Origin of the sequence: Streptomyces coeruleorubidus (genome assembly GCF_008705135.1) — a bacterium.
Lineage (GTDB): Bacteria > Actinomycetota > Actinomycetes > Streptomycetales > Streptomycetaceae > Streptomyces > Streptomyces coeruleofuscus.
This window is the reverse complement of the sequence record NZ_CP023694.1, coordinates 3,191,598-3,216,426: the sequence shown is the minus strand read 5'-3', so window position 1 is coordinate 3,216,426 and position 24,829 is coordinate 3,191,598. Positions and strand designations below refer to the sequence as shown.

Sequence of the window (24,829 nt, the reverse complement as noted above, 5' to 3'; positions counted from 1 at the left end):
ATACGCCGGGCCGCGCAACACCCCGCCCCAGCCACAACGCCGGGTGGCCATTTGCGCTCTACCGCCCCGCCCCCGACGGTGGCAGGCTGCCCTCCATGGGGGCTTTGAGGAGGATTTGGCGAGGGCTGCGCAACCGGAGGGTGGCGGTCGCGGTGACCTTCGCGGTGGCTGCCGTCGGCGGCGCGGTCGCGTGTGAACCCGGTGCCGGGATCAGCTCCGCGGCCGTCGCGTACACCACTGACGAGGCCGTCACCAAGGAACTCAACCGGCAGAAGGCGGGCGTGCGGTGGCTGACGTGCACCGCCTCCTACGGGGATTCAGGCCAGGGCGCGAAGCCGTCGCCCTCGGCGAGTGAGAAGACCGTCGCCACCGTCGACTGCGGGGGCGAGACGGACGACGGCAAGGACATCACCGTCGACGGCAAGGTCACCCACGCGGTGGACGGCGCATGTGTCCGCGGGAACATCACCGCCAAGGTGGACGGCAAGGTGTGGTTCGAGGTCGACGGGCTCGGCGACTGCAACTCCACCAGCCCGTCGCCCGTGGGGGGCGGCCCCACGAACGGGCAGCCCGGCGCCACCGTCACCGTGACCGTCACCCAGACCATCTGGTGCGACCGGTACCCCGACTGCCGGCCCGTCGAGGGCAAGTGACGTGCGCCAGAGGCGAACGGCAAGTGATCCGAAGTCTGTCCCCAGGACGCCGTCCCTGCATAGGGTGATCGGGTGACACAGTCCGCATCGCCTGCTTACCTCCGGTTCCCCCACGTGCACGGTGACCTGGTCGCCTTCACCGCCGAGGACGACGTGTGGCTCGCTCCTCTCGACGGCGGACGGGCCTGGCGGGTCAGCGCCGAGAACGTGCCGGTGACCCTGCCCCGTATCTCGCCCGACGGCACCACCGTCGCCTGGACCTCCACCCGCGACGGCGCGCCCGAGGTGCACATCGCCCCGGTCGACGGCGGCCCCGCCAAGCGCCTGACGTACTGGGGCAGTCTGAAGACCCAGGTGCGCGGCTGGACCCCGGACGGCGAGGTACTCGCGATCAGTTCCCAGGGGCAGGCGAGCCTGCGCCGCACCTGGGCGCGTGCCGTTCCGCTCGACGGCGGTCCGGCCACCACCCTGCCGTACGGGCCGGTCGGTGACATCGCCTACGGGCCGAGCGTCGTCCTGCTGTCCGCGCCGATGGGGCGCGAGGCCGCCTGGTGGAAGCGCTACCGGGGCGGTACCGCCGGGAAGTTGTGGATCGACCCCGACGGAGACGGCGAGTTCGTACGGCTCCACGAGGGGCTGGACGGGAACATCGAGTACCCGCTGTGGGTGGGGGAGCGGGTGGCCTTCCTCTCCGACCACGAGGGCACCGGCGCGCTGTACTCCTCCCTCGCCGACGGATCGGACCTGCGCCGGCACACTCCGCTCGACGGTTTCTACGCCCGGCACGCCGCGACCGACGGCAGCCGTGTCGTCTACTCCAGCGTCGGTGAGCTGTGGGTGCTGGACGACCTGGACGGGGCCGAGCCGCGGCGGCTGGACGTGCGGCTGGGCGGGCAGCGCGTCGATCTCCAGCCGTTCCCGGTCAACGCCTCCCGCTGGTTCGGGTCGGCGTCCCCGGATCACACCGCGCGCGGCAGTGCCGTGTCCGTACGCGGCTGCGTCCACTGGGTCACCCACCGCTCCGGCCCGGCCCGCGCGCTGGCCGCGACGCCCGGGGTGCGGGCCCGGCTGCCACGTGCGTTCCGCGCGGACGGCGAGGAGTGGGTGGTGTGGGTGACGGACGCCGAGGGCGACGACGCCCTGGAGTTCGCGCCCGCCACCGGCCTCACCCCGGGGGCGACACCGCGCCGGCTCGCCGCCGGGCAGCTCGGCAGGGTGCTGGACCTCGCCATGGCACCGGACGGCAGCCGCGCGGCCGTGGCCTCCCACGACGGGCGCCTGCTGCTCGTCGAGAGGGAGACGGGCGAGGTACGGGAGGTGGACCGCAGCGAGGACGGTGACGTGTCCGGGCTCGTCTTCTCGCCCGACTCGGCCTGGCTCGCCTGGTCCCACCCCGGCCCGCGGCCCCTGAGCCAGCTGAAGCTCGCCAACACCACCGACCTGTCGGTCACCGAGGCGACCCCGCTGCGCTTCCAGGACTACGCGCCGGCGTTCACGGCGGACGGCAAGCACCTCGCGTTCCTGTCGACCCGCTCCTTCGACCCGGTCTACGACGAGCACGTCTTCGACCTGGCCTTCGTGGAGGGCGCCCGGCCGCATCTGATCACGCTCGCGGCCACCACGCCCTCCCCGTTCGGGCCGCAGCGGCACGGCCGGTCCTTCGAGACGCCCGACCGGGAGGAGACCCCCGACAGCGAGGGCACCCCCACCACCCGCATCGACCTCGAAGGCCTCGCCGACCGCATCGTGCCCTTCCCGGTCGAAGCCGCCCGCTACTCCAACCTGCGCGCCGCCAAGGACGGTGTCCTGTGGCTGCGCCACCCGGTCGCCGGAGTGCTCGGCGCGTCCCGGGCCACCCCGGACGACCCCGACCCCAAGTCCGAGCTGGAGCGGTACGACCTCGCCCAGCAGCGGATCGAGCATCTCGCCGTCGACGCCGACCACTTCGAGGTCAGCGGCGACGGCAAGCGGGTGCTGCTGTGGACCGACGGGCGGCTGAAGGTCGTCCCCAGCGACCGGCGCGCCTCCAGCGACGACGACAGCGACACCAACATCACCGTCGACCTGGGCCGCGTGCGCCAGTTCGTCGACCCGGCCGCCGAGTGGCGGCAGATGTTCGACGAGAACGGCCGCATCATGCGGGACCACTTCTGGCGGCCTGACATGAGCGGCGTCGACTGGGCCGGCGTCCTCGACCGCTACCGGCCGGTCGTGGACCGGCTCGCCACCCACGACGACCTGGTCGACCTGCTGTGGGAGGTACAGGGCGAGCTCGGCACCTCGCACGCCTACGTCACCCCGCGCGGCGGATTCGGCGGCGGTCCCCGCCAGGGCCTGCTCGGCGCCGACATCTCCCGCCACGAGGACGGCAGCTGGCGCGTCGACCGCATCCTGCCCTCCGAGACCTCCGACCCGGACGCCCGCAGCCCGCTGGCCGCGCCCGGCGTCGCCGTACGCCCCGGGGACGCGATCCTCGCGATCGCCGGACAGCCGGTCGACCCGGTGGCAGGCCCCGGCCCGCTGCTGATCGGCACGGCGGGCAAGCCGGTGGAGCTGACCGTCTCCCCGTCCGGCGGGGGCGATCCGCGGCACGCCGTCGTCGTCCCGATCGCGGACGAGGAGCCGCTGCGCTACCACGCCTGGGTCGCCGACCGGCGCGCCTACGTCCACGAGAAGTCCGGCGGCCGCCTCGGCTACCTCCACGTCCCGGACATGCAGGCGCCCGGCTGGGCCCAGATCCACCGCGACCTGCGCGTCGAGGTCGCCCGTGAGGGTCTGGTCGTCGATGTCCGCGAGAACCGCGGCGGCCACACCTCCCAGCTGGTCGTCGAGAAACTCGCCCGCCGCATCGTCGGCTGGGCCGTCCCGCGCGGCATGCGCCCCTACAGCTACCCCGAGGACGCCCCCCGCGGCCCCGTCGTGGCGGTCGCCAACGAGTTCTCCGGCTCCGACGGCGACATCGTCAACGCCGCGATCAAGGCCCTGGGCCTCGGCCCGGTCGTCGGCACCCGCACGTGGGGCGGCGTCATCGGCATCGACAGCCGCTACCGGTTGATGGACGGCACCCTGGTAACCCAGCCCAAGTACGCCTTCTGGCTGGAGGGTTACGAGTGGGGGGTGGAGAACCACGGGGTGGATCCGGACGTGGAGGTCCTCCAGCGGCCCCAGGACTACGTGGCGGGGAGGGACGCCCAACTGGACGAGGCCATCCGACTCGCTCTGGAGAGTCTGGAGGGCAGTCCGGCGAAAACGCCGCCGGCTGTGCCGACCTCTTAAGGGGCGCGGGGCTGTATCGATTCGTGGCTCCGCCGCGTGGGCGCGACCAGCCACAAACCACCCGCACCCGACGACGATACGATGGCCGACCAAGACCACATTCGGCCAACCCCCGGAGGGACGATGGCAGGGGAACCCCAGGACGACTGCCTGTTCTGCAAGATCGTCGCCGGAACCATCCCGGCGACGATCGTCCGCCAGACGGACACCACCGTCGCGTTCCGCGACATCAACCCCCAGGCCCCCACGCACGTCCTGATCATCCCCAAGGCGCACTACAAGAACGCCGCCGCCCTCGCCGAAGCCGACCCGGCCCTCACCGCGGACGTGCTCCGCGAGGCCCAGGCCGTCGCCGACGAGGAGAAGCTGGACAGCTACCGCCTCGTGTTCAACACCGGCAGCGGCGCCGGCCAGACGGTCTGGCACGTGCACGGCCACGTGCTCGGCGGCCGCGGCCTCGACTGGCCCCCGGGGTAATCCGCCTTGTCCGTACGCGAACTCGTGGTGCTCGGCACCGCCAGCCAGGTCCCGACCCGCCACCGCAACCACAACGGCTACCTGCTCCGCTGGGACGGCGAGGGCATCCTGTTCGACCCCGGCGAGGGCACGCAGCGCCAGATGGTGCGGGCCGGGGTCGCCGCGCACGACCTGAACCGGATCTGCGTCACGCACTTCCACGGCGACCACGCACTCGGACTGCCCGGGGTCATCCAGCGCATCAACCTCGACCAGGTGCCGCACGAGATCACCGCCCACTACCCGAAGTCCGGGCAGCGCTTCTACGAGCGGCTCCAGTACGCCACGCCCTACCGCGCGACCGTCTTCCTCACCGAGGCCCCGGCCGACGGGGACGGCGTGCTCGCGGTCACGCCGTCGTACACGCTGGACACCCGCAGGCTGTCGCACTCGATCGAGTCGTACGGCTACCGGATCACCGAGCACGACGGCCGCCGCATGCTGCCCGAGCGGCTCGCCGCGCACGGCATCAAGGGACCGGACGTCGGCCGGATCCAGCGCGAGGGATCGCTCGGCGGGGTCTCCCTTGAGGACGTCAGCGAGGTGCGGCGCGGGCAGCGGTTCGCGTTCGTCATGGACACCCGGCTCTGCGAGGGGGTGTACGCGCTCGCCGAGGGCTGCGACATGCTCGTCATCGAGTCGACCTTCCTCGACGAGGACGAGCAACTCGCGGTGGAGCACGGACACCTGACGGCAGGGCAGGCCGCGCGGGTGGCCCGGGACGGCGGTGTGCGGCACCTCGTGCTGACCCACTTCAGCCAGCGCTACAACGACCCCGACGAGTTCGAGCGGCAGGCGCGGGCGGCGGGGTACGAGGGGGAGCTGACCGTGGCGCACGATCTGCTGAGGGTGCCGGTTCCGAAGCGTCGGTGAAACGCCCGTACGATAAATTGATGTCCCTCCCCAAAGCCGAACTGCACCTTCATATCGAAGGCACCCTGGAACCGGAACTCGCCTTTGAGCTCGCCACGCGCAATGGCCTCACGCTGCCGTACGCGGACACGGACGAGCTGCGCGAGGCCTACCGGTTCGAGGACCTCCAGTCGTTCCTGAACCTGTACTACGAGCTCATGGCCGTCCTGCGCACCGAGCGGGACTTCGAGGACCTGGCGAACGAGTACCTCGAACGCGCCGCCGCCCAGGGCGTGCGGCACGCCGAGATCTTCTTCGACCCGCAGGCGCACACCAGCCGCGGGCTGGAGCTCGGCACGGTCGTCGAGGGGCTGTGGCGGGCGCTGGGCGACAGCGAGTCCCGGCACGGTGTCTCGACGCGGCTGATCCTGTGCTTCCTGCGCGACGAGTCCGCCGAGTCGGCCCTGGCGACCCTGGAGGCGGCCAAGCCGTACCTGGACCGGATCACCGGCGTCGGCCTCGACTCGGCCGAGGTCGGGCACCCGCCGGCGAAGTTCCGCGAGGTGTACGAGGCCGCCGCCGCGCTCGGGCTGCGGCGGGTCGCGCACGCCGGTGAGGAGGGGCCGCCGGAGTACATCACCGAGGCGCTGGACGTCCTCGGCGTCGAGCGGGTCGACCACGGGCTGCGCTGTGTGGAGGACCCGGTGCTGGTGGAGCGGCTGGTGCGGGAGCGGGTGCCGCTGACGCTGTGTCCGCTGTCGAACGTCCGGCTGCGGACCGTCGACACCCTCGCCGACCATCCGCTGCCCGCCATGCTGGACGCCGGCCTGATGTGCACGGTGCACTCGGACGATCCGGCGTACTTCGGCGGCTACGCCGGCGACAACTTCGACGCCGTGCGCGACACCCTCGGCCTGAGCGAGGAGCGGCTGCGCGAGCTCGCCCGCAACTCCTTCCTCGCCTCGTTCCTGGAGGACGACGAGGAGCTGCGGGCGCGGTATCTCGCCGAGGTGGAGGCCTACGAGTTCCGCTGAGGAACCCGCGGCCTCGCAAGACCCCGGCCTCAGAGAGCCCCCGGTCTCAGAGACCCCCGGTCTCAGAGACCCCCGGCCTCAGAGGACCTCCGACCCCGCCTTGCCGTAGGCGCGCTGGGCGGGGACGGCCGGGGTGTCCACGGTGATCTCCACCACCGGCTGTTCCGGAGCGCCGATCTCGGGGACCGCGCCGGTGGGGGTGCCCGTGGTGGCGGCGACCAGGGCGGCCGGGTGGCCACCGCGGCGGCGGATCGCCCCGGCCAGCAGCGGCCGCCCGCTCGTGTGCAGGGCGACGGCGGTCATCGGCAGGGCGATCACCAGCAGACCGGCGGCCAGGATCGCGCCCATGGCCGGGAACCCGGCCTGCGCCGACAGCACGCTGCCGGTGAGCGGCCCGGCGGCCGTGCCCAGCGAGGAGGCCGAGCCGACGAGCACCGCCCAGCGGCCGCGCGGGTCGAGCGAGGCGGCGAGCCCGATCACGTACGACAGCACCACCGGATACAGGGTGTTCCAGGCGATCTCGCCGGTCGCGAAGCTCGCCAGGTCGGTCGCGGAGGCGCTGAGCACGATGCAGCCGGCGATGAGGACCGTGCCCGCCCCGATCGGCACCGCGCGTCCCAGCCGCGCCCCGAGAGCGCCCGCCGCGAGGACGCCGGTCAGTCCGGTGCCCAGCGCCACGGCGAAGACCGCGCCGACGGTGGCCTCGCCGAGGTGGGCCTGGGTCAGCCCGATCTGTCCGCTCACGCCCCACAGGGAGTTCTGGGCGAGCGACCAGCACAGCATGGCGGCGGCCAGCACCAGACCCGAACGGGCGTGTGGCAGCCGGGCCTTGTGGTGCCGCGCGGGCGCGGCGGGCGTACCGGCGGGCAGGCGGCCGGTCAGCGGCCACACGGCCAGGGCCGTGAGGGCGATCGCGGCCAGGGGCAGACCGTGCCCCGGGCCGAGGTGCGGGACCGTCAGATACACGGCGCCCGCGAGGGCGGAGACGGTGAGCAGACCGGCCGTGGAGGCCCGGTGCGGATCCCGCTGGGCGGCTATGAGGGTGGCGGCGACGGTGGTGGCCGTGCCGGATCCGAACCCGCCGACGACCGCGCCGGCGACGACGGCGGGGACGGCGGTGGTCAGCGCGGCGGCGCCGTAGCCGAGCAGGGCCAGTGCGAGCCCGAATCGCGCGAGGGTACGGGCCCCGATCCGTTCGACCCGTGAGGCCAGGGCGAATCCGGCGGTCGCCGAACTCAGCAGCAGGGCACTGCCGACGGCGCCGGCCTGGGTGGCGGAGAGCGGAAGGCCCGAGTCGAGTCTGCCGACGGTGGTCGGCAGCAGATACGGGGCGAGGTACCCGGCCGTGAAAAGGGCGACGAGGGGCCAGGGGGTGGTGCGGGGGGCGAACACGGGCGTTCCCAGGGCATGCGAAAGGAGCGGCGGAGGAGGGGGATTGGGCGACGACCGTCGACGGACAGGAACGCGCGGGCAATTTGTATCAAGCAAGTAGTCGTACGAGTTAACCCGCGGGGTGTGATGTGGCGCACGTTGCGTTTGGTGCGGTGAAGTCCGGGTAGACGAACGCCTTTTCCGAGGTGGCGTGCGGGTTTCCGCTAACGCCAGCGCACCGGCCCGGACCCCGGAACCGTCGCCTCCACCTTCGCCCGGATCTCCCGCATCACGGCGACGATCCGCTCCTCGTGCTCCGGCGTGAGCCGGGCCACCGGCACCGAGCAGCTGATCGCGTCCAGCGCCGGGGTGTCGTAGCGCAGCGCGAACCCGAAGCCGACGATGCCGAGCACGCCCTCCTCCCGGTCCACGGACCAGCCACGGGCCCGGACCTGGGCGAGGTCGGCCGACAGGGACTCCCGGCTGGTGTGCGAGTTCGCGGTCAGCGCCTCGTACGGCCCCTCGGGCAGTTCCGCGTCCGGGCGTTCCGCCAGCAGGGCCTTGCCCAAAGCCCCGGCGTGCGCGGGCAGTCGCCGCCCCACCCGGCTGATCGTCCGCAGGTACTCGTGCGACTCCCGCGTCGCCAGATACGCCACGTCCCGGCCGTCCAGCCGGCCCATGTGGATCGTCTCGCCGAGCGCCTCGGACGCCTCGTCGAGATACGGCCGTACGACCCGGACCCGGGGGTCGGAGTCGAGGTAGCTGGTGCCGGTGAGCAGGGCGTGGATGCCGATGCCGTACAGGGAGCCGGTGACGTCGGTGCGGACCCAGCCGCGCGAGATCAGGGTCTGGAGCAGCGCGTACATCGAGCTGCGCGGCACGCCGAGTTCGTCGGCCAGCTCCTGGAGCCGGGCCGGGCGGTCGCCGCGGGCCGCGAGGAGTTCCAGCAGCTCGACCGTGCGGGCCGCGGACTTCACTTCGCGGACGCCCCCTGTGTCTGACATGCGCCGATCGTAATCGGACCGCGCCGTGCGGTTGACGTTCGCGTATCCAGCCATCATTCTCATACATAAATGGTGTCTACATAAGGAGATGGCGAGGGGATGACCGAGGAGATGACGGTGAGCGCCGGCCCGGGCGGGGTCGCGCACCGGCTGCGGGAGGGCATGGCGGGCGGCGTGCTGTCGTTCCCGCTGACCAGCTTCCGCGATGACGGCACCCTCGACCCGGACGGCTTCCGCGCCTACGTCGCGGACCGGCTCGCCACCTCGCCCGGCGCCGTCTTCCCCGCCTGCGGCACCGGCGAGTTCTTCTCGCTCGACGAGGACGAGTACCGGCAGGTCGTCACCATCACGGTCGAGGAGGCGGCGGGCCGCGTACCGGTCGTGGCCGGGACCGGGTACGGCTGGGCGCAGGCCGTCCGGTTCGCGCGCATCGCCGAGGACGCCGGCGCCGACGCGCTCCTCGTGCTGCCGCACTACCTCGTCGCCGCCCCGCAGGACGGGCTGGTCGCCCAGCTCGAACAGATCGCCGCCCGCACCCGGCTGCCGCTGATCGCCTACCAGCGCGGACAGGTCGCGTTCACCGCCGAGTCGCTCAGGCGCGTCGCGGCCCTGCCGGGCGTCATCGGCCTCAAGGACGGCCACAGCGACCTCGACCGGCTCCAGCGCCTCACGCTCGCCGCGCCCGAGGACTTCCTGTTCTTCAACGGCGCCGCCACCGCCGAGATCCAGGCCCGCGCCTACGCCGCCGTAGGCGTCCCCGCCTACTCCTCCGCCGTCCACGCCTTCGCCCCCGAGATCTCCGACGCCTTCTTCACCGCCCTGCGCGACGGCGACCACGGCACCGTCGACAAGCTGCTGCGCGGCTTCTACGTCCCGCTCGTCGAACTGCGCGACCGCGTCCCCGGGTACGCCGTGTCGCTGGTGAAGGCGGCGGCCCGGCTGCGCGGCCATCCGGTGGGTCCCGTACGCGCCCCGCTCACCGACCCCTCGCCCGCCGACCTGGCCGCCCTCACCACCCTCCTCGAGGCGGGACTCGACCTCGTGGGAGCCGCCCTGTGAACCTCGCCGTCACCGACGTACGCCTGACGCCGATCCTGGTCGCGGACCCGCCGCTGCTCAACACGCAGGGCGTGCACCAGCCGTACACGCCCCGGCTGATCGTCGAGGTCGTCACGGCGGACGGGGTCACGGGTCTGGGGGAGACCTACGGCGACACCAAGTACCTGGAGCTGGCCCGGCCCTTCGCCGAGCGGCTGAAGGGACGGCAGGTCAGTGATCTGAACGGGCTCTTCACGCTGGCGGACCAGGTCGCGGTGGACGCCGCCCGGGTCGAGAACGCCGTCGACGTCGGCGGGCTGCGCGGTGTCCAGACCGCCGACAAGCTGCGTCTTTCCGTCGTCTCCGCCTTCGAGGTGGCCTGCCTCGACGCCCTCGGCAAGACCCTCGGACTGCCCGTGCACGCGCTGCTCGGCGGCAAGGTGCGCGACGCCGTCGAGTACAGCGCCTACCTGTTCTACAAGTGGGCCGGCCACCCGGAGGGCGTCGCCTGCGAGAAGGACGACTGGGGGGCAGCCGTCGACCCGGCCGGAGTGGTGGAACAGGCCCGCCGGTTCACCGAGCGGTACGGCTTCACCTCCTTCAAGCTCAAGGGCGGCGTCTTCCCGCCCGACGAGGAGATCGCGGCCGTACGGGCGCTCGCCGAGGCGTTCCCCGGGCACCCGCTGCGGCTCGATCCCAACGGCGCCTGGTCCCTGGAGACCTCGCTGAAGGTGGCGCGGGAGCTCGGGGACGTCCTGGAGTACCTGGAGGACCCGACCCTCGGCATCCCCGCCATGGCCGAGGTCGCCGAGCGGACCGGGGTGCCGCTCGCCACCAACATGTGCGTGACGACCTTCGCCGAGATCAAGGAGGCGTTCACCACGGGCGCCGGCGGCGCTGTCCAGGTGGTGCTCTCCGACCACCACTACTGGGGCGGACTGCGCAACACCCAGCAGCTCGCCGCCGTCTGCCGCACCTTCGGCGTCGGAGTGTCGATGCACTCCAACACCCACCTGGGCATCTCGCTCGCCGCGATGACCCACGTGGCGGCCACCGTCCCGAACCTCCACCACGCCTGCGACTCCCACTACCCCTGGCAGTCGGAGGACGTGCTCACCGAGCGGCTCGCCTTCGAGGGCGGCAAGGTGCCCGTGTCCGACGCGCCCGGGCTCGGCGTGGAGCTCGACCGTGAGCGGCTGGCCGTGCTGCACCGGCGGTGGCTGGACGACGACGGGGCGCTGCGGGACCGCGACGACGCGGCGGCCATGCGGGTCGCCGACCCGGAGTGGGTGACGCCCTCGGTGCCCCGCTGGTAGGCCCGGTTCTCCGGCCGGCCAAGGGGCGCGCGGGGGCGGGCGTGAGCTGACGGAACGAGTGGGTCTGGCGTGATCGGCGTCACGTTGTCAGTGATGTGGTGCAGACTGGCCTGATCCGCACCACGTCAGGGAGCGCATCGTGATCGCGTCCACCGCCCCGGCAGGAAAGGGCCCGGCCGGAAAGGGATCGCACCGCCAGACCCAGGTCGATCCCCTCGCCCCGCTGCGCGCGCCGGACGACCCGCCCTGGGACGTCTATCTCACCGGCACCGTCTTCCTCGACATCATCTTCACCGGGCTCGACTCCGCCCCGGTGCGCGGGACCGAGTCCTGGGCGCGCGGGATGGGGTCGAGCCCCGGCGGCGTCGCCAACATGGCCACCGCCCTGGCCCGCCTCGGCCTGCGTACGTCCCTCGCGGCGGCCTTCGGCGACGACCACTACGGCGACTACTGCTGGGACGCCCTGGAGCACGGTGAGGGCATCGACCTCTCCCCGTCGCGCACGGTGCCCGGCTGGCACTCCCCGGTGACGGTCTCCATGGCCTACGAGGGGGAGCGCACCATGGTCTCGCACGGCCACGAGCCGCCCCCGGAGGAGCCCGCCCCCGAGTGCCCGCCCCGCGCGCGTGCCGCCGTCGCCTCCCTCGCCCCCGGCGTGAGCGCGCCCTGGATCGCCCAGGCCGCGAGCAAGGGCACGCGGGTCTTCGGCGACGTCGGCTGGGACGACACCGGCGCGTGGGACCTGGCGGCGCTGCCCGACCTGCGGCACTGCGAGGCGTTCCTGCCGAACGCGGAGGAGGCCATGCGGTACACGGGCGCGGACTGCCCCAGGGCGGCGGCGCACGCGCTGACCGAGCACGTGCCGCTCGCGGTGGTCACGCTCGGGGCGGACGGGGCGTATGCGGTGGACCGGCGTACGGGGGAGACGGCGGAGGTGCCGGCGATCGAGGTCGAGGCGCTCGATCCGACGGGGGCGGGGGACGTGTTCGTCGCCGGGTTCGTGACGGGGACGCTGGCGGACTGGCCGCTGGCGGACCGGCTGGCCTTCGCCGGGCTGACCGCGGCGCTGTCGGTGCAGGAGTTCGGGGGGTCGTTGTCGGCGCCGGGGTGGTCGGAGATCGCGGCGTGGTGGCGGCGGGTGCAGTCGGTGGAGGGGCAGTCGGCGGTGGCGTTGGAGAGGTACGGGTTCCTGGCCGACCTGGTGTCCGAGGAGCTGGTCAGGCCCTGGCCGTTGCGGCGCGCCGTACCTACGATCGGCTTTCGGCGCTCGGCGTGACGCCCTGGCCGCCCAGGGGAATCGCCCGGTCAAGAGCCGCTGTCGTCCCCGGTTGCAAACCCCACCCCCAAAACCCCTACGGCGTTGTCAGTCCACCGTCGTACCCTGGGAATCGCGAGGCCGCCCTCAGCTACGCGGCCGTGAAGAGGAGGAACCGCAGGCCTTCAGCGCCGGCCCATGACTCAGACACCCACAGCTCACACCCCCGCGCAGGAGCAGGCGAGAGCACAGTTCACCGTCCCCGCCCAGCACCCGATGGTGACGGTGCTGGGGTCCGGCGACGCCCTCCTGCGCGTGATCGAGAAGGCCTTCCCGGCGGCCGACATCCACGTCCGGGGCAATGAGATCAGCGCGGTCGGCGACCCTGTGGACGTCGCCCTCATCGCCCGCGTGTTCGACGAGATGATGCTGGTGCTCCGCACCGGACAGCCGATGACGGAGGACGCAGTGGAACGCTCGATCGCCATGCTCAAGGCGAGCGAGAACGGGGAGAGCGACGGCCAGGAGACCCCTGCCCAGGTGCTCACGCAGAACATCCTGTCCTCGCGAGGCCGCACGATCCGCCCCAAGACGCTCAACCAGAAGCGCTACGTGGACGCGATCGACAAGCACACGATCGTCTTCGGCATCGGCCCGGCGGGTACCGGCAAGACGTACCTGGCCATGGCCAAGGCCGTCCAGGCCCTCCAGTCCAAGCAGGTCAACCGCATCATCCTGACCCGCCCGGCGGTCGAGGCCGGAGAGCGGCTCGGATTCCTCCCGGGCACGCTCTACGAGAAGATCGACCCGTACCTGCGCCCGCTTTACGACGCGCTGCACGACATGCTCGACCCGGACTCGATCCCGCGGCTGATGGCGGCGGGCACGATCGAGGTCGCGCCGCTCGCCTACATGCGCGGCCGCACGCTCAACGACGCCTTCATCATCCTGGACGAGGCCCAGAACACGAGCCCCGAGCAGATGAAGATGTTCCTCACCCGCCTCGGCTTCGACTCGAAGATCGTGATCACGGGCGACGTGACGCAGGTCGACCTCCCGGAGGGGACGAAGAGCGGTCTGCGGCAGGTCCAGGACATCCTGGACGGCGTCGAGGACGTCCACTTCTCCCGCCTGTCGTCCCACGACGTCGTCCGGCACAAGCTGGTGGGCCGTATCGTCGACGCGTACGAGCAGTACGACACCAAGCACGGCACCCAGAACGGCGCGCACAAGGGCCGCGGCAAGTCCGGGCACAAGGGGAAGTAGCACACACAGCACCATGTCGATCGACGTCAACAACGAGTCCGGTACCGAGGTCGACGAGCAGGCGATCCTCGACATCGCCCGTTACGCGCTCGCGCGGATGCGCATCCACCCGCTCTCCGAGCTCTCGGTGATCGTCGTGGACGCCGCCGCCATGGAGCAGCTGCACATCCAGTGGATGGACCTGCCGGGCCCGACGGATGTCATGTCCTTCCCGATGGACGAGCTGCGCCCGCCCTCCAAGGACGACGACGAGCCGCCGCAGGGGCTGCTCGGCGACATCGTGCTGTGCCCCGAGGTCGCTCAGAAGCAGGGCAAGGAAGCCGACACGCAGCACTCCATGGACGAGGAGCTCCAACTGCTCACCGTCCACGGAGTGCTGCACCTGCTGGGCTACGACCACGAGGAACCGGACGAGAAGGCCGAGATGTTCGGCCTCCAGGCGGCCATCGTGGACGGCTGGCGCGCGGAGCGGGGCCTGACCGGCCCGTCCCCGGCGCCGACGGTCTCGTAGCGCCGCCGATGAGTCCGCAACTCGCCCTGGGCGCGGTCGCCCTGGTCGTCGTGGCCTGGCTCTTCGCCTGCGCGGAGGCGGGCCTCGCGCGGGTCTCCAGCTTCCGCGCCGAGGAGGCCGTGCGCTCCGGCCGCCGGGGCAGCGCCAAGCTGTCCCAGGTCGCCGCCGACCCGACCCGCTACCTGAACGTGGCGCTGCTGGTGCGCGTCGCCTGCGAGATGGCCGCCGCCGCGCTGATCACGTACGGCTGCCTGATGGAGTTCGACAACACGACCGAGGCCCTCCTGATCGCCATCGCGGTCATGGTCCTCGTGTCGTACGTCGCCGTCGGCGTCTCCCCGCGCACCATCGGCCGCCAGCACCCGCTGAACACGGCGACGGTCTCGGCGTACGTCCTGGTGCCGCTGGCCCGGGTCATGGGCCCGATCCCGTCGCTGCTGATCCTCATCGGCAACGCGCTCACCCCCGGCAAGGGCTTCCGGCGCGGTCCCTTCGCCTCCGAGGCGGAGCTGCGCGCGCTGGTCGACCTGGCCGAGAAGGAGTCGCTCATCGAGGACGACGAGCGCCGCATGGTGCACTCGGTCTTCGAGCTGGGCGACACCCTCGTCCGCGAGGTCATGGTCCCGCGCACGGACCTGGTGGTCATCGAGCGCTACAAGACCATCCGCCAGGCCCTCACCCTCGCCCTGCGCTCCGGTTTCTCCCGGATCCCGGTGACCGGCGAGAGCGAGGACGACATCGTCGGGATCGTGTACCTGAAGGACCTGGTCCGCAAGACGCACATCAGCCGCGACGCCGAGTCCGAGCAGGTGTCCACGGCGATGCGCCCGGCGTTCTTCGTGCCCGACACCAAGAACGCGGGCGACCTGCTGCGCGAGATGCAGAAGGAGCGCAACCACGTCGCCGTCGCCGTCGACGAGTACGGCGGCACCGCCGGCATCGTCACCATCGAGGACATCCTGGAGGAGATCGTCGGCGAGATCACCGACGAGTACGACCGCGAACTGCCGCCGGTGGAGGACCTCGGCAAGGACCGCTACCGGGTCACCGCCCGCCTGGACATCGGAGACCTGGGCGAGCTGTACGGCCTGGAGGCGTTCGACGACGAGGACGTCGAGACGGTCGGCGGTCTGCTCGCGAAGGCGCTGGGCCGGGTCCCCATCGCCGGCGCGTCCTCCGTCGTGGAACTCCCCGACGGCCGGGAACTGCGCCTGACCGCGGAGGCCGCGGCGGGCCGCCGGAACAAGATCGTCACGGTGCTGGCGGAGCCGGTGGACCCGGCGGATCCCGTGGAGGAGGAGAAGCCGGAATGACCCCGCAGGAACTGCGCGCGTTCTGCCTGTCCTTCAACGCGGCCGTCGAGGACTTCCCGTTCAGCCCGGAGATCTCGGTCTTCAAGGTCCAGGGCAAGCTGTTCGCCCTGTCGCACCTCGACGCGCGCCCCCTGAAGGTCAACCTCAAGTGCGACCCGGACGACGCGATCCGGCTGCGCCACGAGCACGAGGGCCTGATCGTCCCGGGCTGGCACATGAACAAGCGGCACTGGAACACGGTCACGTGCGACGGGGGACTCCCGGACCGGTTGGTCCGTGAGCTCGTCGAGGACTCCTACGACCTCGTCGTCGCGGGCCTGCCGCGAGCTGACCGCCTCCGCCTCGACCGGCCCTGACGCTTCCGTATGCTCGGATCATGACCGACAGCAGCGCGCTCGACCCCGAGGACCGCAAGATCGTCACCCTGGCCCGTTCCGCACGGGCCCGCAACGGCGTGCCCGAGGGGGCGGCCGTGCGGGACGAGACCGGACGTACGTATGTCGCGGGAACCGTGGCCCTGGACTCCCTGAAGCTCACTGCCCTGCAGACAGCCGTGGCGATGGCGGTGGCCTCGGGCGCGAAGTCCCTGGAGGCCGCGGCCGTGGTGACGGAGGCGGAGACCGCGTCCGACGAGGACCGGGCGGCGGTGCGGGATCTCGGTGGCGCGCAGACGCCGGTGTTGGTGGCCGGGCCCGACGGGACGGTGCGGACGACCGTGACCGCCGGCTGAAGTCCGCTGTAACCGGCGGTAATTAGGCGCGAATTCAACCTTGCCGCCGTCTGCCCCACGCGCATCAATGGGATCCGTACATTCCGACGGACCGTCAGGTTCGGCGCTCGCGTGACGTGCCCGCACTCATCTGCCGAGCGTCCCCCCACACGGAAACGGAGCCGGAATCCCATGAGATGCAAGCGCACAGGAGCAGGCGCGGCCCTGGCGGCCGGGGCCCTCGCGGTCACCGGGCTCGCCTTCGCCCCCGCCGCACTCGCCGTCACCCCCCAGACGGCGACGATCAGCGCCGACTGCGGCACCTTCGGCAGTGGCGAGGCCACGCTCACGGCCACGCAGGACGGCACCGCCGCCACCCTCACCGTCAAGTCGTCCGCGATCACCGCGCCGATCGCCCTCGGCGAGGACTCGATCGCGTCCACGCTCAGTCTGGTGAAGGCCGGCGGCGGCACCGTCGACTTCACCGGCACTCAGAATCCGGCGATGGCCGCCGGCGCCCCCGTCGAGGTCGGCCCCCTCAGCGGCACCGTGGCCTCCGGCGACAGCCTGGAGGCCTTCGGCGGCTCGCTGAAGATGACCGTCTTCGGCATCACCATCACCTGCACGGCGACCGGGCCCCAGTCGCCGGGCCCGTTCGTCTTCGACTGATCCCGGCGGGCCGGGCGCGACCTACAGCGCGTCCGGCCCGCGCTCGCCCGTCCGCACCCGCACGACCGTGTCCACCGGCAGCGCCCACACCTTGCCGTCGCCGATCTTGCCGGTGTGCGCGGCCTTCACGACCGCGTCGATGACGGCCTCGGCGTCCGCGTCGTCGACGACGACCTCGATGCGGATCTTCGGCACCAGGTCGACCTGGTACTCGGCGCCGCGGTACACCTCGGTGTGGCCGCGCTGCCGGCCGTAGCCGCTGGCCTCGCTCACGGTCAGGCCGTGCACGCCGAGCTCCTGCAAGGCGTTCTTGATCTCGTCGAGGCGGTACGGCTTGACGATCGCGGTGATGAGCTTCATGCCTGGGGTGACCTTCTGCGCGGGGGAGACGACGGAGGGGGAGACCGGGGCGCCGTGGCCCAGGATGCCGTGATCGTAGGCCGTCCCGCAGTGCACCGTAAGGTCCAGGCCGGACTGCGGCCGGCGGCACGGGGCGGGAGGTTCGGGCGCCTGTGCGGCAGGGCTCTGTGGATCAGGGAGAATGGGCGCCATGAGCGTTCGTACCCAGTCATCCGAAAAGCCGGCCGAAGCTGTCCACCGGGCTGGCTTCGCCTGCTTCGTGGGCCGTCCCAACGCGGGCAAGTCCACCCTCACGAATGCTCTGGTCGGCCAGAAGGTGGCGATCACGGCGAACCAGCCGCAGACCACGCGGCACACCGTGCGGGGCATCGTGCACCGCTCGGACGCCCAGCTGATCCTGGTCGACACCCCGGGGCTGCACAAGCCGCGCACGCTGCTGGGCGAGCGGCTGAACGACATCGTGCGCACCACGTGGGCCGAGGTGGACGTGATCGGCTTCTGCCTGCCGGCGAACGAGAAGCTCGGCCCCGGCGACCGCTTCATCGCGAAGGAACTGGCGTCCATCAAGAAGACGCCGAAGATCGCCATCGTCACCAAGACCGACCTGGTGGACAGCAAGACACTCGCCGAGCAGCTCATCGCGATCGACCAGCTCGGCAAGGAACTCGGCTTCGAGTGGGCCGAGATCGTCCCGGTGTCGGCGGTCGGCGACAAGCAGGTGGGCCTGCTGGCCGACCTGATCGTCCCCCTCCTGCCGGAGGGCCCGGCGCTCTACCCCGAGGGCGACCTGACCGACGAGCCCGAGCAGGTCATGATCGCGGAACTGATCCGGGAGGCCGCGCTGGAGGGCGTCCGCGACGAGCTCCCGCACTCCATCGCCGTGGTCGTCGAGGAGATGCTCCCCCGCGAGGACCGCCCCGCCGACAAGCCCCTGCTCGACATCCACGCCTTCGTCTACATCGAGCGCCCCAGCCAGAAGGGCATCATCATCGGCCCCAAGGGCAAGCGCCTGAAGGAGGTCGGCATCAAGTCCCGCAAACAGATCGAGGCCCTGCTGGGCACGCCGGTCTTCCTCGACCTGCACGTGAAGGTCGCGAAGGACTGGCAGCGGGATCCGAGGCAGTTGCGCAAGCTGGGATTCTGAGGAGCCGGCTCCTCGTGCCGGGGGACGCGACGCGTGCGGAGGGTCACCCGGTCGCGCCCTTCAGGCCGGCCGTTCGCGGCACACGGAGATCGCCGGTCTGCTGAGCGCGGATGAGCGACCGGTAGTGCTCACTGCTGTCGAGGAGATCCCCGTGGCTGCCCGTGGCCACGACCCGGCCGGCGTCGAGGACGACGATCAGGTCTGCTGCGCGGATGGTCGACATGCGGTGCGCGATCACGAGCAGCGTGCACTCCCGCGCGGTCTCCCGCATCGACCTGCGCAGCGCCGCTTCGCTGACCGCGTCCAGATGGGCGGTCGGCTCGTCCAGCAGGAGCAGGCGCGGCCGGGCCAGCAGGGCACGGGCGATCGCGATCCGCTGCCGCTCGCCACCGGAGAGCGCCATACCGTGCTCACCGGCGTCGGTGTCCAGCCCCCGAGGCAGACGGGCGATCAGGTCCGTGAGGTGTGCCAGCTCGACCACCCGGTCCAGCTCCTCCGGCCCGGCGTCCGGGACGGAGTAGGTCAGATTCTCCCGCAGCGTGCCGTACAGCACCGGGGCATGCTGTTCCACCAGGCCGACCCGGGCCCGGTGTTCGGCTCGGCCGATCACCTGTATGTCACCGCCGTCGAAGAGGATGTGGCCGCGGTCCGGGTCGTAGAACCGCTCGATCAGCGCGAAGACGGTGGACTTGCCGACTCCCGAGCTGCCGATCAGGGCGACATGGCAGTGCTCCGGCGCCTCGAAGGTCACGCCGCGCAGGACGGGGCGTGACGGTTCGTAGCCGAACCACACGTCGCGGAACTCCAGCGCGGCCGCCCGTGGCCTGCCTTCGCCGCCACGCGCTGGGCGGGACGCCGGAGCCCCGGCGCCCGGCACGGCGTCCTGCTCCGTGGGCAGCTCCAGCACTTCCGTGACCCTGCGGTACGCGCCCACGCCCTGCTCCATGGTGCTGAGGGACTGGAACAGCATGCCGATCGGCTCCACCAGGTAGATCATGTACAGCAGGAAGGCCGCGAGATCGGCGATCGACCCCTGCCGGTCGGCGACCCGTATGCCGCCGATGAGCAGCACGACGACGAACGATCCCTTGACGGCCAGCTGGATCGCCGGTGCCACCACGGCGTCCAGCTTCGCCATCCGCACGCTGCCCACGTAGGCCGACCTGGCGCCCCCCGCGATGCGGTCGGTCTCACGCTGCTCGGCGCGGCTGGCCCGGACGGTGCGGATGGCACCGAGCGCGCGCTCCAGATCAGCGGTCATCGCGCCCGTCGCCCGCTGCGTGGACAGCGACGCCACCTCGATGCCGTGCAGCACCGAGACGACGATCACGGTGGCGATCGCCACCATGCCCAGCACGACGAGAAACATCAGCCAGTCGAGCCAGACCATCAGCACCACGATGCCGATCAGCCCGATGGCCCCGGTCACCGCTTCGGTGAAGCCCTCCGCGACGAGCAGCCGCAAGGTCGTGCTGTCGGTGCTGGTGCGCGAGATCAGATCGCCGATGCGGTGGCGGTCGTAGACGGCCATGGGCAGCCGCAGAACGTGCTTGATCAGGCCGAGCCGGATCCCCAGCACGATCCCTTCGCCCGTGCGGGCCAGCACGAACTGGGCGAGGCCCTGCACCAGTGCCTGGGCCAGGAAGAGGACGACGAGCAACGCCAGGGCGGGCCCGATCGCGCTGCCGGACGCGGTCGCCTCGATCACCTGCTTGACCAGCAGCGGCTGGGCCAGGCTCAGGGCAGAGGCTCCCAGCGTCAGCAGGACGGCGAGGGCGACCCACCGCCGGTGGCCGTGCAGCAGGCGCAGGAAGTCCCACGGGGCGGTCCGGCGCCGCTCGTCGGTCTCATCCGTCGCTTCGGGCTTCATGGATCACGGCCTCACGGCTGACGGGACCAGGAGCGCAGGGCACGGTGAACAGGGGGCGGAAGTAGTCGGGCGGGTGGGTCTCTCCCACCGGCACCCCCTCCGCCTCCACCCACGCGTGCGCACCGAAGGGCGGCAGGCGCCGTGCGCCCACGCACCAGGTGGGCCACTGGCCGTGCAGGCGGCACAGCAGGATCGTGGCCAGGGACCGGGGCAGGCACCCCTCCCGTCCCCCGCACGCCAGGCTGACCGCGACCACGGAGTCCCGGGCGGCCCGGGTCTGTTCGAGGGTGGCCGGACGGGCGCCCCGGCGCAGCCACTCCAGTACGACCCGGATGCGCCGGGGGCGCCGGCGGGCCAGAAGCCGTGCGGCGCCCACGGCGAGCCGGACCGGGATCCGGCGCCGCAGGGGCACCGAGCGAGGGTCGTGGAAGATCGCCTCCGGTGAGGTCATCGGCTCTTCCTCCCCGGCCGCCGGCCGAGTACGCGCGGCCATCGGCCGTGCGCCCGGCGCCGCCCCGGCCGCGGCGCTGGGGCCCGCTGAGTTCCGGCGCGCTCCTCCGGCCCGCCGGTGTTCTCCTCGCCCAGGCCCGCCGAGTGCAGTCCGCCGACCAGTTCATGGACGTCCCGGTGCGCGGTGGCGATGTCCACCGCGTACTCCTCGCTGAGCGTCCGCGCGGCATCGGCTTCCGTGCCGCCGTGCAGCAGCGTTCGCAGGGCGATGGCGGCGCTGGGATTGAGCGTCCAGTACTGGTCGCGCTCCTCGTCGAGGAGCGTGATCCCGTAGTCCGTCTCGGCCGTGAACACACCCTCACGCAGCTTGAAGGTCATCGGCCCTCTCCCTTCAGCCCGGAACGGCGGTGGTGGCGGTTTCCAGCGTGCGGAGCCACATCTCGCACACCACGGTCTGGTACAGCGCGTCGAACGGCAGGGTCGGGGGCAGCGGCCCACCGCACATCTCGCGCAGCACCTTCGCGTCGATCAGACCCAGGCGGGCCAGCCGGGAGTCCTCGCACAGGGCCAGCAACTCGGCACGCTGCTCCCGCATCCCGACTTCCGCCTCGTAGGAACCCTCGTCCTTGGTGTGGCGGGTCAGGCTCTCGTCGGGAACGATGCCGCGCATCGCCTCGACGATGAGCGGCTTGTACCGCCAGGGCGTGATCCTTTCCTGCGGCCGCACGGCCAGGCCCGCTTCGATCACGCGGTCGTCGTAGTAGGGGGCGGCGAGGGTGAGCCCGGCGCGGGTGGCCAGCTGACCCACCTGCCGGACCATGCGGGAATTGTTTCCCAGGGCTTCCAGCTCGATGTGCTGTCCGCGCCGCTCGGCCAGTGGTTCGGCGGTACGCGCCGCCGTGCGGATCAGCTCCCGTACGGCCTCGACGGCATCCGGCGTCGCCCAGGGAGGGAGCCGCGGTGGCGTCCCCCAGTCCAGCGCGGGCGCCTCCAAGGGGGGCGGTGCGGCGGTGAGCAGGTCGCCGGCCCGGGCCAGCCACGCCCGGTAGGAGGTGTTGTCCCACAGCTGCCGCAGCGTTTCCCGGTACGGCCACGGACCCTGGGCGGCGAAGCCACGCAGGCGCTGCAACGCGGTTCTGGGGTGTGTGCGTATCAGCGTGTGCAGATGCGCCGGCGAACCGGCGAACAGCTCGTCCCCGCCGAAGCCCGTCAGGTGCATACCGGAGCCCTGTGCCGCGGCCAACCGTGGAATGACCAGGCAGCGGCTGGGATGCATCATGGCCGGGCACGGCTCGTCGAAGCGCTCGTCCACGTCCCGAAGGCCCTCGTACACCATCGGCAACTGGTCGCCGGCGATGATGTGGTGATCGACGCCGCCGAGTCCCGCAACCGTCCGGCGAGCCCAGGGCACGTCGTCGCACAGGGGGTCGAGGCCGTCGGCGGTGTAGGCGATGACCTTCGCCGTGCCGCCTGCGGCCAGAGCACACACCGAGGTCGAGTCCAGCCCGCCCAGATCGCAGCTCACCACGTCCCGGCCCCGGACGCGGACCTCCACCGCCGCCGACAGTGCCTCCCGCAACGCCGACGCGCCCTCGGCCATCGGCACCACCGGCTCCGGAGGCGCCCACCACGCCACGGGCCGTCCCCGGCCGTCGGCGTCGAGCGCCAGGTAGTGGCCGATCCCCAGGGCGCTCACGTCGCGCCAGACCGGCTCGCCGGCCAGCGGGTGGGGCGCGCACGGATTCAGCAGGCGGGCCGCCAACCACTGCTCGTCGGCCTCCGCGTCGAGCAGAGCGGCCAGGACGTCGGCCCGGTCCGCGGCCACGGCGGTATCACCGATCCTGGCGTGGAACACCCGCCGAAAGCCGGTGAGGCTCCCCTGGACACGCACCCGTCCGCTGATCGAGGCGACCAGATGAGAACTCCCGGCCATGCCACGGGCCAGACCGTCCAGACCGGCGATCGCACTGATCCGGCCGGCCGCCCGGGTGAGCCGGTCGGCGGTCATGGCGTGTTCACCGACGACCGCGACCTTCGCCCGGCCGGCCTCGCCGACGGACATGGCACCGGGAGACCAGCGGCCGAGCAGCCACGGCCGTCCTGACGGGTGGGTGACCTCCTGGACCTTCCGGGTGCGCAGTGCGGCGGACACCCGGCCCGCCGAAGCACAGTCCGGAAGGACGACGAACCAGCCCGGCCCCTCGCCGGAATCAGGAAAATCGACCATGCCGGTCCCTTCCCGTACGCCCAGCCACGAGGTGATCAAGACATAGGGGCGGCAGGACCTGCGCCCTGCCGCCATCTGGAGGTCCCGCGCCGGTGAGACAACCGGCGGATCAGAAGAACCTCCTCCGGAAGAACCAGAACCTCTCCGGTCCAGCCCTGAAGCCCAGACCGGTCTTGCGGAAGGAGCCGACCGCAGTCAGCGTCGGACGCTCGTAGGTGCGCATGTCGTTGCACCTCCTGAACTGCGCGCGTCGCTATCGGTTGTCTCTTCCACAGTAGACGCCGAATCGACCAAATGCCCAAAAGGTGAGATATGGTTATTGGTTCAATATTTAGGATTCTTCAGTGGCATTTCGCAGGGTTTGTGCGTGCAGTACATCGCGGAACCATGCGTACGACGCCTTAGGAGTCCGCTCCAGCGTCTGGAAGTCGACGTGCACCAGTCCGAAGCGGCGTGCGTAGCCCTCCGCCCACTCGAAGTTGTCGAGCAGGGACCACACGAAGTAACCGCGCACGTCGACGCCCGCCTCCATCGCCCGGTGCAGGGCCCGGAGATGGCCGTCCAGGTAGGTGATGCGGTCCCGGTCGTCGACGCCCGGGTACGAGCAGCCGTTCTCGGTGATGACGACGGGCGGGAGGCGGTCGCCGTAGCGGTCGTGGAAGGTGGTGAGGAGTTCGGTGAGGCCCTCGGGAACGACGGGCCAGCCGAAGTCCGTGACCGGGTGGCCCTCGATCTCCCGTACGGAGAAGGGGAGTTCGGCGGGCATGCGGACACCGCCGAACTCGATCTCCGTGCCCTGCGGGGCGCCCACCCGGGTCGGGGCGTAGTAGTTGACGCCGTACCAGTCGAGCGGCTCGGCGATCACCTTCAGGTCGGCCTCGACGTCCCCGGGCATCAGCTCGCCGATGCCGTCCGGGTACCGGCCCAGCAGCAGCGGGTCCGCGAACAGGCGGTTCAGCAGCAGGTCGTAGAACTCGGCCGCCTCCACGTCCGGCGCCTCGGTGGACGCCGCCCAGGTCGGGCCGTGCGAGTTGGCGATGCCGATGTCCGTGGCGCCGGAGGCGCGCAGGGCCCCAACGGCCAAGCCGTGGGCCAGCAGCTGGTGGTGGGCGGCCGGGAGCGCGTCGAACAGCAGTTGCCTGCCCGGTGCGTGGACGCCCAGGGCGTGGCCCAGCAGGGTGTGTTCGGCGGGCTCGTTGAGGGTGATCCACTTGGTCACCCGGTCCCCGAGGCGGCCGGCGACCAGCGAGACGTACTCGGCGAAGCGCGCGGCCGTGTCCCGCTCCAGCCAGTCGAGGTCCGCCGGCAGGTCCCAGTGGAACAGGGTCGGCACCGGGCGGACGCCCGCCGCGCACAGGTCGTCCACCAGCCGGTCGTAGAAGTCCAGGCCCTTCTCGGAGCGCACCCGGGGCCAGGAGACCGAGAAGCGGTAGGCGTTCACGCCGAGGCCGGCGAGCAGGGCCACGTCCTCGCGGTGGCGGTGGTAGTGGTCGCAGGCCACCGCCGCCGTCGAGCCGTCCTTCACCCGGCCCGGCTCGGCGGTGAAGGCGTCCCACACGGACGACTCGCGCTCGTCCGCGGCCCCCTCGATCTGGTGCGCCGAGGTCGACACGCCCCAGAGGAAGCCGGCCGGGAAGCGGGGGATCGGATTGCCTGCGTCAGTCGCCATGCGCTGGATCATCCGTACCGCCGGTAACGGAAGTCAACAGGCCGCTGCGGAAGACCTGTTAAGCACCTTCCTTCAGCACCCGCGAGATCAGCTTCCGCTGCTCGTCCGTCAGTCGCGGGTCGGCCGCGTACACCGTCTTCCCGTCCACGGTGATCTGGTAGCTGAACCCGTCCGGAACCCCGATCGGCGGCGTGCTCCGGCCGGCGGCGACCGCCTGCTCGGCCAGCGCGTGCCATTCGGGGGCATCGGGGCGGCCGGAGGTGTCCACCTCGGCATGCCGCTCGATGCCCGCGAACCCGCCCGTGCGCCTCACCTGAATACGCATG

25 protein-coding genes are annotated in these 24,829 nt (G+C 71.8%); 15 read left to right on the top strand and 10 right to left on the bottom strand.

Features of this window, described 5'->3' with window-relative positions; translation table 11 throughout:
• The first annotated feature begins 95 nt into the window (after positions 1 to 95).
• From CP976_RS14835 to CP976_RS14815, 5 genes are all read left to right on the top strand, one after another.
• Complete coding sequence (locus CP976_RS14835) at positions 96 to 653, top strand: hypothetical protein (protein ID WP_150480793.1); 558 nt, start codon at positions 96 to 98, stop codon at positions 651 to 653.
• A gap of 72 nt (positions 654 to 725) precedes the next feature.
• The gene (locus CP976_RS14830) at positions 726 to 3,929 is read left to right on the top strand and encodes a S41 family peptidase (RefSeq protein WP_150480792.1); all 3,204 of its coding nucleotides are present in this window, start codon (positions 726 to 728) and stop codon (positions 3,927 to 3,929) included.
• Between the two features lie 123 nt (positions 3,930 to 4,052).
• Positions 4,053 to 4,406: a histidine triad nucleotide-binding protein gene (locus tag CP976_RS14825; RefSeq protein WP_150480791.1), complete on the top strand. Its 354-nt coding sequence runs from the start codon at positions 4,053 to 4,055 to the stop codon at positions 4,404 to 4,406.
• 6 nt (positions 4,407 to 4,412) lie between these two features.
• Positions 4,413 to 5,318: a ribonuclease Z gene (locus CP976_RS14820; protein ID WP_150480790.1), complete on the top strand. Its 906-nt coding sequence runs from the start codon at positions 4,413 to 4,415 to the stop codon at positions 5,316 to 5,318.
• 20 nt (positions 5,319 to 5,338) lie between these two features.
• On the top strand, positions 5,339 to 6,331 hold the full coding sequence (locus CP976_RS14815) for an adenosine deaminase (RefSeq protein WP_167537341.1): 993 nt from the start codon (positions 5,339 to 5,341) through the stop codon (positions 6,329 to 6,331).
• Positions 6,332 to 6,409: 78 nt separating this feature from the next.
• On the opposite strand, the gene CP976_RS14810 is transcribed toward CP976_RS14815, so the two are convergent.
• Entirely contained in the window at positions 6,410 to 7,723 is a 1,314-nt protein-coding gene (locus tag CP976_RS14810) for an MFS transporter (protein WP_150480788.1), read from the bottom strand.
• 203 nt (positions 7,724 to 7,926) lie between these two features.
• Positions 7,927 to 8,706: an IclR family transcriptional regulator gene (locus CP976_RS14805; RefSeq protein ID WP_150480787.1), complete on the bottom strand. Its 780-nt coding sequence runs from the start codon at positions 8,704 to 8,706 to the stop codon at positions 7,927 to 7,929.
• A gap of 99 nt (positions 8,707 to 8,805) precedes the next feature.
• Between CP976_RS14805 and CP976_RS14800 the strand changes: the two genes are divergently transcribed.
• The 9 genes from CP976_RS14800 (at position 8,806) to CP976_RS14760 (ending at position 16,783) form a co-directional block, all read left to right on the top strand.
• Positions 8,806 to 9,765, top strand: coding sequence for a 5-dehydro-4-deoxyglucarate dehydratase (locus CP976_RS14800; RefSeq protein WP_373304841.1), 960 nt, complete (start codon positions 8,806 to 8,808; stop codon positions 9,763 to 9,765).
• A complete protein-coding gene (locus CP976_RS14795; RefSeq protein WP_150480786.1) occupies positions 9,762 to 11,060 on the top strand; it encodes a glucarate dehydratase family protein in 1,299 nt (432 codons plus the stop codon). Before CP976_RS14800 ends, CP976_RS14795 begins: the two co-directional genes overlap by 4 nt.
• A 139-nt stretch (positions 11,061 to 11,199) precedes the next feature.
• Entirely contained in the window at positions 11,200 to 12,336 is a 1,137-nt protein-coding gene (locus CP976_RS14790) for a carbohydrate kinase family protein (protein ID WP_150480785.1), read from the top strand.
• Positions 12,337 to 12,513: 177 nt separating this feature from the next.
• Positions 12,514 to 13,581, top strand: coding sequence for a PhoH family protein (locus tag CP976_RS14785; protein WP_150480784.1), 1,068 nt, complete (start codon positions 12,514 to 12,516; stop codon positions 13,579 to 13,581).
• A 13-nt stretch (positions 13,582 to 13,594) separates the two neighbouring features.
• A complete protein-coding gene (gene ybeY, locus CP976_RS14780; RefSeq protein ID WP_150480783.1) occupies positions 13,595 to 14,092 on the top strand; it encodes an rRNA maturation RNase YbeY in 498 nt (165 codons plus the stop codon).
• Between the two features lie 8 nt (positions 14,093 to 14,100).
• Positions 14,101 to 15,405: a hemolysin family protein gene (locus CP976_RS14775; protein ID WP_150480782.1), complete on the top strand. Its 1,305-nt coding sequence runs from the start codon at positions 14,101 to 14,103 to the stop codon at positions 15,403 to 15,405.
• On the top strand, positions 15,402 to 15,761 hold the full coding sequence (locus tag CP976_RS14770) for an MmcQ/YjbR family DNA-binding protein (protein ID WP_150480781.1): 360 nt from the start codon (positions 15,402 to 15,404) through the stop codon (positions 15,759 to 15,761). Before CP976_RS14775 ends, CP976_RS14770 begins: the two co-directional genes overlap by 4 nt.
• A 20-nt stretch (positions 15,762 to 15,781) precedes the next feature.
• Positions 15,782 to 16,135, top strand: a complete 354-nt coding sequence (locus tag CP976_RS14765; protein WP_150480780.1) for a cytidine/deoxycytidylate deaminase family protein — start codon at positions 15,782 to 15,784, stop codon at positions 16,133 to 16,135.
• Positions 16,136 to 16,306: 171 nt separating this feature from the next.
• On the top strand, positions 16,307 to 16,783 hold the full coding sequence (locus CP976_RS14760) for a hypothetical protein (RefSeq protein WP_150480779.1): 477 nt from the start codon (positions 16,307 to 16,309) through the stop codon (positions 16,781 to 16,783).
• Positions 16,784 to 16,804: 21 nt separating this feature from the next.
• Here CP976_RS14760 and CP976_RS14755 read toward each other — a convergent pair whose 3' ends face one another.
• Positions 16,805 to 17,143 carry a P-II family nitrogen regulator gene (locus CP976_RS14755; RefSeq protein ID WP_086847395.1) on the bottom strand — a complete coding sequence of 113 codons (339 nt, stop codon included), beginning with the start codon at positions 17,141 to 17,143 and terminating at the stop codon, positions 16,805 to 16,807.
• 181 nt (positions 17,144 to 17,324) lie between these two features.
• On the opposite strand from CP976_RS14755, the gene era reads away from it, so the two are divergent.
• A complete protein-coding gene (gene era, locus CP976_RS14750; protein WP_150480778.1) occupies positions 17,325 to 18,287 on the top strand; it encodes a GTPase Era in 963 nt (320 codons plus the stop codon).
• A gap of 43 nt (positions 18,288 to 18,330) precedes the next feature.
• Here era and CP976_RS14745 read toward each other — a convergent pair whose 3' ends face one another.
• From CP976_RS14745 to CP976_RS14715, 7 genes are all read right to left on the bottom strand, one after another.
• The gene (locus CP976_RS14745) at positions 18,331 to 20,157 is read right to left on the bottom strand and encodes an ABC transporter ATP-binding protein (RefSeq protein WP_150480777.1); all 1,827 of its coding nucleotides are present in this window, start codon (positions 20,155 to 20,157) and stop codon (positions 18,331 to 18,333) included.
• On the bottom strand, positions 20,135 to 20,608 hold the full coding sequence (locus CP976_RS14740) for a lasso peptide biosynthesis B2 protein (protein ID WP_150480776.1): 474 nt from the start codon (positions 20,606 to 20,608) through the stop codon (positions 20,135 to 20,137). The genes CP976_RS14745 and CP976_RS14740 overlap by 23 nt, the downstream gene beginning before the upstream one ends.
• The gene (locus CP976_RS14735; RefSeq protein WP_150480775.1) at positions 20,605 to 20,985 is read right to left on the bottom strand and encodes a lasso peptide biosynthesis PqqD family chaperone; all 381 of its coding nucleotides are present in this window, start codon (positions 20,983 to 20,985) and stop codon (positions 20,605 to 20,607) included. Before CP976_RS14735 ends, CP976_RS14740 begins: the two co-directional genes overlap by 4 nt.
• Positions 20,986 to 20,998: 13 nt before the next feature.
• Complete coding sequence (locus CP976_RS14730) at positions 20,999 to 22,834, bottom strand: lasso peptide isopeptide bond-forming cyclase (protein ID WP_150480774.1); 1,836 nt, start codon at positions 22,832 to 22,834, stop codon at positions 20,999 to 21,001.
• Positions 22,835 to 22,943: 109 nt separating this feature from the next.
• Entirely contained in the window at positions 22,944 to 23,057 is a 114-nt protein-coding gene (locus tag CP976_RS14725; protein WP_107092234.1) for a keywimysin-related RiPP, read from the bottom strand.
• 108 nt (positions 23,058 to 23,165) lie between these two features.
• On the bottom strand, positions 23,166 to 24,503 hold the full coding sequence (locus tag CP976_RS14720; protein WP_150480773.1) for a GH1 family beta-glucosidase: 1,338 nt from the start codon (positions 24,501 to 24,503) through the stop codon (positions 23,166 to 23,168).
• Between the two features lie 58 nt (positions 24,504 to 24,561).
• A complete protein-coding gene (locus tag CP976_RS14715; RefSeq protein ID WP_059414081.1) occupies positions 24,562 to 24,828 on the bottom strand; it encodes a protealysin inhibitor emfourin in 267 nt (88 codons plus the stop codon).
• Position 24,829 lies beyond the last annotated feature (1 nt).